The sequence below is a fragment of the Enterobacteriaceae bacterium Kacie_13 genome, assembly GCA_013457415.1.
In the GTDB taxonomy this organism is placed as follows: domain Bacteria; phylum Pseudomonadota; class Gammaproteobacteria; order Enterobacterales; family Enterobacteriaceae; genus Rahnella.
The window spans coordinates 933,635-948,197 of the sequence record CP045665.1; the positions used below are offsets into that span (position 1 = coordinate 933,635).

Annotated in this window: 16 protein-coding genes; all 16 read left to right on the plus strand. The window is 45.9% G+C overall.

The window, feature by feature from the left end:
- Positions 1–2: 2 nt before the first annotated feature.
- The 16 genes from GE278_04170 (at position 3) to GE278_04245 (ending at position 14,444) form a co-directional block, all read left to right on the plus strand.
- Positions 3–725 carry a fimbria/pilus periplasmic chaperone gene (locus GE278_04170; protein ID QLK60029.1) on the plus strand — a complete coding sequence of 241 codons (723 nt, stop codon included), beginning with the start codon at positions 3–5 and terminating at the stop codon, positions 723–725.
- Positions 726–737: 12 nt separating this feature from the next.
- A complete protein-coding gene (locus tag GE278_04175; protein ID QLK60030.1) occupies positions 738–1,361 on the plus strand; it encodes a type 1 fimbrial protein in 624 nt (207 codons plus the stop codon).
- Between the two features lie 13 nt (positions 1,362–1,374).
- On the plus strand, positions 1,375–1,941 hold the full coding sequence (locus GE278_04180) for a fimbrial protein (protein ID QLK60031.1): 567 nt from the start codon (positions 1,375–1,377) through the stop codon (positions 1,939–1,941).
- Between the two features lie 10 nt (positions 1,942–1,951).
- Positions 1,952–2,452, plus strand: coding sequence for a fimbrial protein (locus tag GE278_04185; GenBank protein QLK60032.1), 501 nt, complete (start codon positions 1,952–1,954; stop codon positions 2,450–2,452).
- Positions 2,453–2,462: 10 nt separating this feature from the next.
- Positions 2,463–2,954, plus strand: coding sequence for a fimbrial protein (locus GE278_04190; protein QLK60033.1), 492 nt, complete (start codon positions 2,463–2,465; stop codon positions 2,952–2,954).
- Complete coding sequence (locus GE278_04195) at positions 2,947–3,492, plus strand: fimbrial protein (protein QLK60034.1); 546 nt, start codon at positions 2,947–2,949, stop codon at positions 3,490–3,492. Before GE278_04190 ends, GE278_04195 begins: the two co-directional genes overlap by 8 nt.
- Positions 3,492–4,184 (plus strand): fimbria/pilus periplasmic chaperone, encoded by a 693-nt coding sequence (locus tag GE278_04200; GenBank protein QLK60035.1) that lies wholly within the window; start codon positions 3,492–3,494, stop codon positions 4,182–4,184. The genes GE278_04195 and GE278_04200 overlap by 1 nt, the downstream gene beginning before the upstream one ends.
- Positions 4,172–5,041, plus strand: a complete 870-nt coding sequence (locus tag GE278_04205; protein ID QLK60036.1) for a hypothetical protein — start codon at positions 4,172–4,174, stop codon at positions 5,039–5,041. The genes GE278_04200 and GE278_04205 overlap by 13 nt, the downstream gene beginning before the upstream one ends.
- A 23-nt stretch (positions 5,042–5,064) precedes the next feature.
- A complete protein-coding gene (locus tag GE278_04210) occupies positions 5,065–5,484 on the plus strand; it encodes a hypothetical protein (GenBank protein QLK60037.1) in 420 nt (139 codons plus the stop codon).
- Entirely contained in the window at positions 5,481–6,659 is a 1,179-nt protein-coding gene (locus GE278_04215) for a hypothetical protein (GenBank protein ID QLK60038.1), read from the plus strand. Before GE278_04210 ends, GE278_04215 begins: the two co-directional genes overlap by 4 nt.
- Before the next feature lie 39 nt (positions 6,660–6,698).
- Positions 6,699–8,411, plus strand: a complete 1,713-nt coding sequence (locus GE278_04220) for a hypothetical protein (GenBank protein ID QLK60039.1) — start codon at positions 6,699–6,701, stop codon at positions 8,409–8,411.
- Positions 8,395–9,123, plus strand: coding sequence for an EAL domain-containing protein (locus GE278_04225; GenBank protein ID QLK60040.1), 729 nt, complete (start codon positions 8,395–8,397; stop codon positions 9,121–9,123). Before GE278_04220 ends, GE278_04225 begins: the two co-directional genes overlap by 17 nt.
- Entirely contained in the window at positions 9,098–9,715 is a 618-nt protein-coding gene (locus GE278_04230) for a hypothetical protein (protein ID QLK60041.1), read from the plus strand. Before GE278_04225 ends, GE278_04230 begins: the two co-directional genes overlap by 26 nt.
- Before the next feature lie 128 nt (positions 9,716–9,843).
- Positions 9,844–10,470 (plus strand): response regulator, encoded by a 627-nt coding sequence (locus tag GE278_04235; GenBank protein ID QLK60042.1) that lies wholly within the window; start codon positions 9,844–9,846, stop codon positions 10,468–10,470.
- Positions 10,445–14,077: a transporter substrate-binding domain-containing protein gene (locus GE278_04240; protein QLK60043.1), complete on the plus strand. Its 3,633-nt coding sequence runs from the start codon at positions 10,445–10,447 to the stop codon at positions 14,075–14,077. Before GE278_04235 ends, GE278_04240 begins: the two co-directional genes overlap by 26 nt.
- Positions 14,078–14,198: 121 nt before the next feature.
- Positions 14,199–14,444: a hypothetical protein gene (locus tag GE278_04245; GenBank protein QLK60044.1), complete on the plus strand. Its 246-nt coding sequence runs from the start codon at positions 14,199–14,201 to the stop codon at positions 14,442–14,444.
- The last annotated feature ends 119 nt before the right edge of the window (positions 14,445–14,563 follow it).

The window sequence follows — 14,563 nt, forward strand, 5'->3', positions numbered from 1 at the left end:
AAATGAAACTGTTACCCCATTTGCTGCTGGGCAGCGCGTTATTGATGAGCGTTCAGGCTTCACAGGCTGCTATCGCGCTCGATCGTACCCGAGCCATTTTTAATGGTGACCAAAAGTCGATCAGCCTGAACATCAACAATGAGAACAAGCAACTTCCTTATCTGGCGCAAGCCTGGCTGGAAGACAAAGACCATAAAAAAATCACCTCACCGCTGACGGTGGTTCCACCGGTACAACGTCTCGAGCCAGGAACGAAAAGTCAGATCAGTGTCTCGGGTACGCCAGCACTGGCGAGTTTGCCGCAAGACCGTGAATCCGTATTTTACTTCAATGTGCGTGAAATTCCGCCGCGCAGCGATAAAGCCAACGTGATGCAAATTGCTCTGCAGACCAAAATCAAACTGTTTTACCGCCCGAAGGCTATTGTTCCGGCAATGGGAGATGTCTGGCAGGAACAGGTCACACTGACCAAAACGGCACAGGGCTATGTGATTGATAACCCGACACCGTATTTCGTCACGGTGCTCAATATCAGCGGTAAGCCACATGGCGAATCCTCCAAAAATTTCCAGGCCTCCATGATTGCGCCGAAATCCAGTCAGCAGGTGACGTCGGCGGTGTATGACACCCCTTACGTGACCTTTGTGAATGATTACGGCGGCCGTCCCGAACTGAAGTTCGCCTGCAGCGGCGCAGCATGTCATTTCGTGCCAACTAAGGCCTGAGGAGAAACCAGGATGCCAAAACAGGTCAAAATACTCAGTGCAGCGACCACGTGTCTGATGCTCGGCGTCCTGGTAATGGGCACGCTGGATTACCGTCTTGCTCACGCTGATATCATTGATGGCTGGGACGTTGAAGGGATGCACGGGCAGATTGCGGTCACCGGCTCACTGAGCGAATCGCCATGCAAGCTGCGGATGGACTCTGTCGAGCAGTCGATCACCCTCGATCCCGTTCCCAGCTACCGTCTGAAACGGGTCGGCAGCATGTCTCAGGCAGTGCCGGTGCATATTCGTTTAACCGACTGCGGCGCGGCCGGCAATATGCTGCGTGATGATTTGCACGAGGAAGGGGTTTCCTACTACCCGGATCAGTTAACGTCATTTGTGACCTTCAATGGGGTGGAAGACGATTCTGGCGACCATCTGTTTAAAACGACGGGTGAGGCACGTGGTGTGGCATTGCGTCTGGAAGACCCGCAGCACCACCAGGTATTTCCGGGTGAACATAGCCGGACGCTGTTAATGAATCAGGGCGACAGCGATGTCGTATTTTACGCCATGCTCGAACGTACTCCGTTGGCATTAAAAGAAGGCCCGTACGCAGCTGTACTGAATTTCAGTCTGAGCTATCACTGAGTAAGGAATAAAAATGAAAGGTAAAATGAAGTTACTCAATTTGGCTCTACTGATGTCCGGCAGTCTGTTTATCCAGCATGTTGCGGTGGCGCAAATTGGGCCTGGTACAGCACGCGCGATACCGACATTACGTACAGCGGAAGGGGACACCACTACTGTAAAAGTTACGGGGACAATACTGAGTACTCCGCCTTGTAAAATTAACGGTGATGTTGATCTGACTTACAATTTTAATACCGTAGTGATTGATACGATCCCAGCAGGGAAAGATCAGATAACAAAGACTGTGCCGATCAGTTGTACATCGGCCCCTAATCCCTCTATTAATCTCACCATAAGCGGAGGTACGGGTGTCAGTGGTAAAGATAATATTCTCACCACTGATCAGAAAGGGTTGGGGATCGCCTTGTTCAATGGTGACAGTAATAACGCGATTAAGCTGGGGGATAATATAAAACTCTCGCTCACAGCTGGACGGGTTGATTTCTCTCTAAAAGCGGTTGTTGTCAATTATGATAATTCAAAATTGAAATCAGGGACATTCAGAACTTTTGCTACCTTAACCACCAGTTATAATTAAGGGATTAGAGATGAAAATTGCACAGTGTGCTTTCCTGCTATTAAGTGCAGCTCTATTTTCAACAGTGAGTAAAGCAGATATCAAAGCCGAGTTCAAAGGGGTATTGATAGATGCACCACCCTGCAAGATTAACGGAGATACTCTCTTGGATTATGATTTTAAAGACGTCATTATCCAGCAGATAAAAGGTGATTTTTACCAGAAAACACAGTCTGTAGAGGTAAAGTGCAGTTCTGTCTCTAGTAATAATATTAATCTGACACTGAATGGCACCACAATGGCAGGTAAGGATAATATTCTGCAAACTAATGTTTCAGGGCTAGGGGTCGCATTATTGAACGGAGATGATGACGCTGAAATTAAAATAGGTAAGACTATTCCTCTGATGCTTGGTTCGGGAGGCGAAGCAACCTTTAATCTAAAAGCTATTGTTGTAAATCCTAATAATACTAAGCTAACCAATAATAGTGATTTCTCCGCCACCGCGACATTAACCACAAGTTATAATTGAGGAGCAAACTATGAAAGTTACTCATACTATTATGGTGGCCCTGAATTTACTTCTGCTGTCACCATTGTGTCTGGCAGACGGAAGTGCCAAATTTCACGGAAAGTTGACCGAAGTGCCTTGTAAGGTTAATGGCGATCAGAAAATTGAATTTGATTTCGGGCGAGTGGGTATCAATAAAATTGATGGTGCGAGCCAATGGGTGACACAAAAAATTGGTATTACCTGCGATCAGGATATTCCCACTGCAAATTTAACGTTGCAGGTCACAGGTACGCCGGTATCCCCAGGGAAATCTAATATACTTAATACTCCGGTTGCTAACTTAGGTATTGCCATCGTTAACGGTGATGATGACAGTAAAATAGAATTAAATAAGCCTATTATTATTACAAAAAATCAACTTTTCCCGATAAAAGCGATTTTGACTAAAGATGATAATAATAAACCTGTTGCAGCAGGGATTTTAAATACCTCAACGACGGTGATTGCCAGCTATGAATAACCTAAGAAAATTGATGGTGACAGCATTCAATGGGTTCACCGTATTGATGGCCATAATGGCTTACCCTGCCTATGCAGTTGATGCCTTATTTAAAGCAGAACTGGTGGAGGAGCCGTGTATGGTGGTTCCTTCCACCGAAGATCAGACCGTTGATTTTCGTGAAATACCGGTGAAAAATTTTTATACAGATGCGAAATCATTAGCCAAACCTTTTTCCATATCTCTGGAACAATGCGACCTCAGCCTGGGGAAAGAGGTTATCGTCAGCTTTACCGGCAGTGAAGACTCGGTTCAAAGCGGCCTGGTGAAAAATGCCGGTAGCGCGGTGGGATTCGCCGTTGCGATCACCACCCTGGATAACAAGCTGGTGCCAGTGAATAGCGGAAAAGCCAATTTTACCCTGGAAGATAATACAACACATACTAATCATCTGGATTTTAAGGCTTATGTGCAGGCGCAATCCGATTTAGTGACCAGCAAGAAGCTCGAAGCCGGTAATATCAAATCGACGGTCACATTTGGACTGGAGTACCCCTAATGAACACGCTTACCGGAGCGTTATGCACCCTGTTGTTGATTTTGACCGGTTTACCGCCAGCCAGTGCATCAATTGCGTTAGGGCGTACCCGTGTTATCTTTAACGCTGAAAAACAATCGCAAAGTTTTGAAATAAAAAATAACTCTGACAAGCCTTATCTGGTGCAAGCCTGGCTGGAAGACGAACAGGAAAAAAAAATTACTGAACCTTTTATAGTATTGCCACCGGTTCAGCGGATCGAAGGGAATACAGTAAGTCAGATAAAAATACAAGGATTACCCCAGCTTAAAAAACTACCACAAGTTCGGGAAAGTGTGTTTTATCTAAATATTCGAGAAATACCACCCAAATCAGATAAACCTAATCAAGTGCAACTGGCCGTGCAAAGTCGAATTAAAGTTTTTTATCGACCTGATTTTTTGAAGTTAGATCGTATGAGTGATGATATACCAGGGGCGGAGAATATAAAAATCAGTTGCTCATCCGGTGAGTTGATAGCTCATAATCCTACACCCTATTACTTCACTCTTACAGCTGATCAGATTTCACCAGTGATGATAGCACCAAATTCAGATATGAAATTAGCGTTGCGCGGAACAAAGGGAGTTAGCAATCTCTTTTATATAACCGATTATGGAAAAATGAAAGAGATTAATAACTTACTCAAAGAGCAAAAAAAATGTGGGGATTGAAATTGATATTTTTTACAGAGGTTACTATTAAAGCAAAAATGCTTTTTTTAAAAAGTATGTTTATTTGTATTGGGGCAGGGGGGGTTACATATTCCCTTCCTTCAGCAGCATTTCCTGTGGTAACTAATGTCGACGTGAATCTTACTAGTTCAAGTACGGCGACATATACAGTTTCATTTGTTTCAGATCCATCTCTCGACAACTTAAGCGCATTGAAAAATAAAATTCCAACTGAGATGTCATATTTCGGGATATTTCACAGGCATAAAGATGAGAAAACTAGTGAATTAATGATCGCTTCCGGTCAAAAGGTTAATTTGCTGGGGACTTCAGGTTATACATGGCTGGATGTAGGAAATGCTTGGACTGACCAGTTTGGTAAAAGCGGAACAGTTACTCTTAAACATACTGGTGTTAATGGTAGTGAATGTGCCGGGTTTTTAGGGATTAATCAAAGTAATTATTTATGGAATAGTGCGATAATCCCGCCTATTCCTGCAGCTAAGTGTATAGGTACTCCACCTGTAAATAATTGGTGTGCATTAAAAACGCCTGAAATAACACTTAATTATGGAACTTTGACGTCTGACAAGGCAGTCGGTACCAAAAAGAGTGCAAATGTTATCGTTGAATGTACTGATGCTATTGATTATACACTGCGCTTACGCGGAAAGAATGAAATTCCTCTGACTAACGGGATGAATGTGACTCTTACTGCCAATAATAGCCCTCTGATAAGTACGACTTTGAAGGGGACAAAAGGGGATAACAGTGTGGTTATTGAAGGAACATTAAACGGAACTCCGGTCGATGGTGCATTTTCTGGAAGTGAAGTATTAATGGTTTCTTACCCTTAAAATAATTCAGAAGGATATTTTTCGTGAAAACTCTTCTGGGAAGAGTTCTGAGTCTGTCTTTTGTTATTCTGGCCGTGTCTTGCAGCAATATACCCAATAAGTCTGAGACTGTTATTTCGCCAGCCAATAAAGGTATAGACGCAGAGCTGAATAAAAAAATCACTCAGGAAAAAAACAGGGCCAGTCAGGCTGAGTTATTACAGTGCAAGAACAATCTTGATAATATCAAAGTCCTGGATAAAAAGGCTTATGATTCATATTCAGTGCGTTTTAATGCCCTGATGAGTGAAGTGAAAAACTATCTCATCATCCGGGAGAATGTAAATAATGCCGACCAGTCAACGGTCGATTCTATGTATAAATATAAATCAGATAAACTATGCTCTGAAATTTCCAACAGCATGTTATCGGCTTTATTGAAAAAAGGTGAGGCTCTGAAATGAGTAAACTCAGAAAGACCCTTTTTTGCTTACCGATGATTTTCTGTTTTCACCAGGGTTATGCGGCAACAGATGTTCCTGGTCTGTTGAAATTTGCCAATGAATACAGTGGCGATAATGTCTCACAGCCAAAGTCTGTAGAAACGGAAAAGGCTCCGGCTATCACCCGGGGTAATGCCAATTTGCAGCTGCGTCAGGCGCAAATTAAACAGGCGGCGCGGGATAAACAAAGTCAGGCGAAAATTGCGCAGTTGCAGCAGCAGGTGTCTGCGCTCTCTGCACAAAATGAGCAGTTAAAAAGTAACACTTCAACCTCGCTGAAAGAACAAGAGATCAATGAAGCCCGTGAACAGATGGTTGCATTAACCAAAGAGCTGAATGAACTGAAAGCGTCGCAAACCGGCTCTCAAGGGGAGTTAAAGGCGCAGCAAGACAAACTGTTTTTGAGTGAGTCGAAAAATAAAGAGATCGAAGAGATTGTGACTGCTCAGGAACAGCAGATTAAGACTCTGAAAGAGCAGTCTGCCTTGCTGACCCGTCCGACTACCGTGGCAAGAGGCAAACCGGAAGCGTCGTATGCGGCCGGCATGAATATGGGACGTGAAGCACTGGATTTGCAGGCGCAGCGTAAAATTCAGGGTATTGATACCGACCCTAAACTGGTACTGGCAGGCATTATTGATGCGTTTAACGCCAGCCCGATCATCGACGAGAACCGCGTGAAGGCTGTTCTGAAGCAGACGGAAATAGATCTCGCGGCGAACACACAGAAAATTATTTCGACACAGAAAAAGCTGGGAGAAAACTACCGCGCCAGCATGTTGAAAAACAAAGGCTACAAAAAATCTGACGCCGGTTTTATTTATCAGATTGATTACGCCGGTGACAGTGATATTGAGGATACCGACACTGTAGATATCTCCGTGATTGAAAAACTGACTGACGGTACGGTGATCCACGATATGCAACGCAGCGGGGATGTTGTTTCACAGACGCTGACTAATTACCCGCAGTTATTTAAAGATGCCATTAAATTACTGAAAAACCATGGTTCTGTGAAAGTGATCGCACCGCCGGAACTGGCTTATGGTAACGAAGGTTACCCGCCAAAAATTCCACCCGCAGCAACCATTGTTTATGAAATCAGGATCGTGGATGTGAAATCTACGGGGAAATAAATTGCACATTACCGGAAATACTCTTAATCAATCGAAATCATGAAAACTAATAATGCCATCATCGGCCTGGTGCTGATACATCTGCTATTCCTGATGCATCTCTCTATAATTTCATCAGGAGGCACAGGACTCTTATTGCCGGGGAATATCCTTGCGTGGATCATGATGGCCTTAATCATCATGTTATTTTGGTCGAAGAAAACTCGCGATATTAAAAATATCATCATCACCCCAATGGCAAGATACCTGATGGTGGCCATTGTATGCATGTTTATCCCGGTATTGTTCACCCCACATGAATATTTATTATCTGGTGTGACATCGCTCGCTGGGCTGCTGTGCGGTTTTTTGTTGTATTTCACTTTATTACAATGCCGTTTTAGCCTTTCCCATATTACGCTGGTGTTGTACGGCATATTAGCATCGGCTTTAGTGATTGTTTTACCTGCCGTGATGCGATTGCTGACTGAAGAACATACGTTACTGCAAGAGGTGGTGCGCAGCGTGTTTGCGCAGCGTAATCTTGCCGGTTCTTTTATCGCCACTGCGCTAGGCATTGCGCTTTTTCTCTGGCTGAACGATGCCGGACATTCCCCTTTACCCCAAGGTATTTGCCGCACGTTGCAGGTGGCGACGCTATTTCTGCTACCTCTGTATCTGACGCTCGGAGAATCGCGCATTGGTGTACTGTCAGCCGCGATGAGCACGCTGGCACTGACGTTGCTTTTCTGGCGTAAGTCGCCTGTCAAAGCGTGTCTGGGGCTGATGCTGATCGCCTTAGGTCTGCTGTGTGGGTGGCTGATGATCCAGGTAATGCTGCAGGACGTCGATTTTGAACATGCGGGCTCGAATTTTCATCGTCTGCTGATGCTGCGCGAAACGATAGCCATGATCATACAGCACCCACTGCAAGGCTGGGGACTGGGAAGCTTTGAACATCAATATCAGCATTTTCTGGTGGACCAGGATCCGCCGGTACCTAACGGGGAAGTCGCCAATCATCCGCATAACGAAATCCTTTTCGGATGGGTAGAAGGCGGTATCTGTTATGTGTTCGCTTATGCCCTGATGATTTTCGCTGCGATCCGTTTATGGAAAAAAGCCAGAGCACGGGATCAGCTGCACGGACAATGTAGCCTGCGGGGGCTGTTTTTGCTGATGCTGCCGCTGGTGCTGCATACCCAGGTTGAGTTTCCGTTTTACGGGTCGGTGACGCACTGGTTTGTTTTTCTGTTGCTGTTGGCTATCACCGATTCTCAGGTCTATCAGGAAAATGAGCAGGTCACGCTGGCAGTGCCAGAAAAAACCACCCGCGGTGCGCAGATGATCATGGTGTGTGGTGCGCTGATCGCCATCCCTTTTCTTATCACCACTCTGCAAAGTGGTATACAGCTGTCCAAAATTGAGTCCCGTAATCTGCGCGGTGGAGCGGGGGAGATAACCCTCAACCCGGCGAAGGAATTATGGAACCCGTGGGTGTTCGCTGAACGCGTTGAATTTGATCGGCAGGTAAATAGTTTGCTGAGTTTTAACCAGACGCGTGATCCCCGCGTATTAATCAATTATCTAAAATGGTCATCGCTCTATTTGCAGACTCACATTGATAAAAATGTCTATGCCACACGCATTGCCATTCTTAATTTCACAGGAAAACGCGAAGAAGCCAAAAGGTTGAAAACGGAAGCGCATTATATTTTCTTCGGTGATCCTCAGTTTCTCCTGACGAGTAATACCCATGCTAGTCAAAAATGAAATGTTATTCTCTACGGACATGCTTATTCCCGGCGCTCGACTGCAGCCGATTATCTCGACTCATAACGGTGAGTTATTTGGCTACGAAATGCTGAGTCATCGCCTGGGCTCGCTGGATATGGAGGCTTATTTCGAGCACGCTCCCCGTCAGGTGACACGGAATATTTTGCAAAGGCAACTGTCTTTCGCCCGCCATACAGAGCATGACTTTTATTACTTTATCAACATTCCGGTTCGTGAGTTAACCTCTCCCTTCCTGATAACTGAAGAGGCTGGGGATTCAAAAATAATCATTGAAATTCAGGATCCCCGGTCACTATTAGCCTTGTCTCCTCAGGAGATGTCCGCGCTGAAGAAAAATGTGCTGGCACTTCAACAGGCGGGCTATCAGGTATGGATCGACGATATGGAAGATGATCTCATTTCTGTCGTGGACAGTCTGACGTTCGAAGTTGATGGAATAAAAGTCGACAAGTTACTGTTCTGGTCATTGTCGGAGAATATGAGCAGGCTGAGAAATTTATTAACCACATTCAGGCAGTATTCTTCCACATTGCTGATTGAAGGAATTGAAACTGAAAGGCATCGCGCGATAGCAGAATCCTGCGGTGTGACCTACATGCAGGGTTACCTGTGGCCGGAAAAAATTCTTCAAGATATTCCCGTGACCCTACAAAGGATTCGATGTGATCAATATAATGATTCAGTCTGAAAACGTCTATTTTAACAAAGGGATAGGCGTTTTGCTGAAGGAGCGATTTGAACCGCAGGTGGGAGAAAGTATATTTTGTTTTGATCACAATTCAGCACCTTATGCGGATAAAATCGATCTTCTGATCAAATTCTTTGGCGCGGGTTCGGAATCTGTGTGCGATGCAGAGTTAAGAAGTCTTAGCCCACAGACAGTAATTGTTGGATTTTACAACAATAATCCGGTCAGGGGGGCCATGAACAGTTCCCTGCAATGTTTAATGAAAACGCCTTTTATTCCTTTGCAAATGTCTGTGGATGATCTGCTGGCAATTATCCTCGATGTCTGGTTGAAACAATGTGCATACAGATTATTCATTTCACAAAAATCCTGTTTTCATTGCCAGTTTCTGAAAATTAAACCACATGAAATGCAGGTGATTAAATATTCTCTTCAAGGTTTTAGTCTTGTACGCATCGGAAATATTATGAATATGAATTTCAAAACAGTTTCCGCGCATAAAAATAGGGTGTTAAGGAGATTTTCACTCCGGGGGGATTGCGAACTGGTCAAGTTTGTGAAAGCGCATCCACATGCATTTAAATCTGACTAAATTATATTTGCCTTGCAACGCCAGAATCTTTCTAATTGAACTTTTCCTGATAACTCACATATCGCTATAATCTTCCCAGAATTACTTTACACAAATCACCGTGTGTCGACGCCAGATTAAGGAGAATTATGACCCCGTTTTCGGCCATTGTTATCGATGATCATCCCCTGGTTAGAGCGTCAATTAGCCTCTTACTGCAAAAAGACGGCACCATCAACGTAGTGTTGGCAAGCGGTGAAGGGAAGGATGCGATAGGCTTTCTCCATCGGCAACCTGCTGATCTGCTGATTCTCGACATCGAACTGCCGGATATGGACGGCATCGACGTTTTTCGCCATGTCCATGCCACCCGGCCAGAAACCAAAGTGTTATTTTTGTCGGCCAAAGATGAACGGATTTATGCTACCAAAGCGATTCAAATGGGTGCCAATGGATTTATCAGCAAACATAAAGACCTCGAAGAAATTTATACTGCCGCTAAAATGATCCTATCCGGTTACTCTTTTTTCCCTGCAGATCTCTTAAATCATTTGAGAAGAAGCGCATTAAATAAGGGAGGAAAAGGTCCTTTAACCGGACGAGAGATGATGATTTTGCAACATATCGTTTTAGGTGAAACCAATAAGATGATCGCTAATTACCTGAATATTAGTGAGAAGACGGTTAGTACGCACAAGACCAATATCAAGCAAAAACTGAATCTGGTCTCTATCGTTGACCTTATTGAATATGCTAAACAAAATAATCTTATTTAACCTGATGGTATTTCTGGCGTTGACCTGTTTGCAGGTTAACGCAAATCTCCCTGTGCTGAGTACCGGTACGGGGTCGTCTGTGCCTGAAAAACTGCAATTACGCAGTTATGCCTCTTCGTACCGCACGCCTTCTCCCATCACATCCAAAACAGCCGTATTACGGGTCGGTACATTTACCGGCCAGGAAGCGCCTTATCAGATCAATTCCTCAGTGCAGGCCTATGAAGGGATGGATGCGGATTACATTAAGGTATTGGGGGAATTACTGAATGCTCAGGTTGAGGTTTATAATTTTAACGATCGTCCATCGGCGTTAAAGGCGTTGCGTGAAGGGCGGATCGATATCCTGCCGAATAATAATGGCGAAATGCCGCCGGATGTCGTGAAATCAAAACCTTACTTTTATGATCAACAGGTCGAAGTGACGCGTAAGGGTGCCACGGTCCCGGCAGCAAAACGGCAAATCGGCTATATCGGCGGCGAGCTGAACTGGGTGAAACTTACTCAGGCCTATCCCAATGATTATCTGGTGGAATTCAAGAACCAGTTGCAGGCTCTGGAAGGCGTGGCATACGCCAGAATTGATATTTTTGTCGGTGGTATGTTGGGTGTGGATTATCTCATCGACAAGCTACAGCTGAATGAATTGCAAATTGAACGCCCGTCTTCTTATCCTCGCCCGCCCGCAACGATGTTATTGCGTAAACAAAATCCGCTGCTCTTAGAGAAAGTGAATAACGCCATCGCGCAGATATCCGAGAGAACCGCGAGTGATATTAATAACCGATGGAACAGTAACCACCATTATAAACTGGCCGGAACAATCTCTTTTACGCCGCAGGAGAGGCAATGGATTGAACAACATCCGACGCTGAAATACGGCGCGACGCTGTATTTTCCTCCCTTTATCTTTTGCGACACACGGCAAGACTGCCGTGCGGATCCGCCCAAAATGGTCGGACTGGGGGTTGATCTGTTAAATCTGATTACCCAAAAAACCGGCATTCAGTTTGTGGCCGAGCGGCAGGATCAGCCGCTGACCTTGTTTCACAATCTGCAGCGGGGCACTGTGCATCTGTTCCCCGGCGCCGCTCCCAGTGCCATCAGGGCTAAACACATTCTTTTTTCCACGCCATTTACCGAAGCCATCTGGGTCGTCGCGCTCAGAAAAGATGCCCCTGAGATAACCCGTCTTTATCAGTTGCGGGGAATGAAAGTCGGCGTGCTGGCGGGGGCTGCGGAACTGGATGTCAACCATAACTTGTTGCAGGACCCGCGGATTAAGACCCTGCCAGCCGGGAATTCCCTCGAGTTATTACAGTGGCTGGATCAGGGCAAAGTCGATGCGGTAATTGAAGACTCTCTGAGCATGCGTGCATTATCCTCTCAGTATTTTCCCGACCATTTTAAGATTGCCGGAATTATCGGCGATCATGCGATCCCACTGTCTTTTGCCATTACCCCGACCATGCCGGAACTGAAATCCATTGTGGATAAGGTGATCAGCAGTCTGGCACCGGAAGACCTGCTAAAGATGCAGCTCAAGTGGAACAACTACCGGCCGCGGAATGTGTCCTTACTCCTTTCTGAAAGCCAGTTTCGCGCAGCGGTTATTATCTCGATGGCTCTTATCAGCCTGATCGGATTAACACTTGGGGCGGCATTCTGGCGTTTACAACTCCGCCGTAAGCATCTGAATGCGCAACTGAGTCTGCAAAAAAAATTACTAGAATCACTCCCTTTTGCAGTATTTATTCGCAACAGCAAAAAACAAATTATCAACTCCAACAATCATTTCTATGAAACTCTGCATGACGAAAAAGTCCGATATTCTTATTTCCAGAAAGCGAGTGCCGATGACTATACGCATGGTTCATGGCTGAAAATGCTGGGCAATTTCTTTCGTCGCGTGCAGGAACAGCAAAAAATGGTGTCGGCCGATGTTACCGTGCAGATGCAGCAGGGGGCGCAGGCTTTTTATATCTGGGCGATGCCTTTCGCCATTGATGGCGACACTGAACCGGGGATGATTGGCGGGTGGCTGGATATTACCGATCGCAAACTGGCTGAAAAACAGCTGCAGGAAGCCAAACTGATTGCCGAACAAGCCAACCGGGCGAAAAGTACCTTCCTCGCCACCATCAGTCATGAAATCCGCACGCCGATGAACGTGCTCCTCGGGATGCTGGAGCTGGAATTGCGCAGTGATGTAGCCACCCAAAAGAGCACGCTGGAGAATATCCATTACAACGCTCATTCACTGCTGGGCCTGCTTAACGACCTGATTGATAATGCGAAAACGGAAAGCGGCGAGCTGACGGTGAGTCCGTCTGCGGGCAATTTGAAAAATGAGCTGCTCAGGCTTAATAACATTTATCAGTACATAGCACGGGAAAAACGGCTGAATTTTCAGACCCATTTTGATGCTGCGCTGCCTGAATCGCTGATGTTTGATTCTGTGCGCATACGTCAGATCATAACCAACTTGCTGAGTAACGCCTTTAAGTTTACGACCTCAGGCTTGGTAGCGCTCAGTGTGGACTGGTCGCCGGTCAGCAATACCTTTGGCGTGGTGACATTAACTGTCAAAGACAGTGGCAGCGGTATCGCCAGAGAAGATCAAAAGACGATTTTTGATGCTTTCACTCAGGGGCAGCACCCTGACGCCAGCGGTATGAACAGCTCGGGACTGGGTTTGTGGATTTGCAAACAACTGGTTGAAAAGATGGACGGGACACTCCATCTGGATAGCGCGCCGGGACAGGGCTCGACTTTTATTGTCAAATTAGCCATGGCGGTGCCCGGAAAAGATGATGAACGTCTGACCTGCAACAATGATTGCACAGGCTCCGAACCGGAGGTTAATCGCTCGCTGAATATCCTTGTGGTGGATGATTTTGAACCCAACGCAGTGTTACTGACCCGGCAGCTCAATTATCTGCAATTCCCCAACGTCAGCTATGTGAAAAGTGCGGAGGATGCACTGCGCTGGCTGGAAGCGCATCCGGTGAATGTTTTGATAACTGACTGCAACATGCCGGGTATGGACGGTTATCAGTTGGCCGAACATATTCGCCAGCAGCCGTTATGGCAGCACATTGTGATTATTGGTTGTACCGCCGATGCACGCACGGAAGTGGCGACCCAGGCAGAACGTGCGGGGATGCAGGCGTGCCTGATTAAACCGGTGTTGGTTAATGACTTGCAACCCATACTGGCAGGCCTCACCGGCCATATTCAACAGGCTCACCCAGATGAAAGCCGCAATCTCCTTTTTGCTGAACGGCTTGCTATATTGTGTCAGGGGGATAGCGTTAAAATTGCACAATTCCTGACTATCGCACTGCGCAGCCAACAACTGCTTGCAGAAGAATTTGAGCAGGCCGCATCACGGAATGATCATCAGGCAATTCTGGCCTTACTGCATAAATTGCAGGGCAGTGCGTCCATGCTGGGGGAACCAGCGCTGGCAAAGGCTTGCGAAAAGCTGACCGATTCACTGGCCACCCGTCGGTTCGATGCACAACGCATGGATTATCAGCATCTGATGCAGCAACTTACCCGGCTTAATCAACAGATGATGCAAATGGCCGAAAAATACAGATAGGAATTTTCTTAGGCGGTATCGGTATATCCTGAGGGGGAGGTCGGTATTCCCCGATTCTTAAAAATTAGTCCGATGAATATAATTTCCGCATTCATTCCGGATTAACTGTAAGGGTATTTCCATGAGCCGTTCTACCTATCCTCAACGAAAAGATGCGGTGCTTAACGCATTGCGCCAGCTCTTCTGCGAGCCTTCGACCACATCTGAAAAAGCAGGGAAAGCCAACACCCGTGAAATAGCACTGCAATGCGATGAAAGCATTTACAGTGCGCGCAGCATTCTGTTAGCTCTGGCGAAAGAAGGTCAGGTGAGCTGCACTAAGCAAGCTCATTCGCGTGGGTTATCCTGGTCTTACATCCCCCGGTAATGGCACGATCTCAAGGACTATCAGAAGATAATTGCGAAAGAGTATATTGGTGACTTATCCAACTCTTTATAAACATTTATTTATCTGGAGTCATTAGCCCGGTTTCGTTCTTATTCACT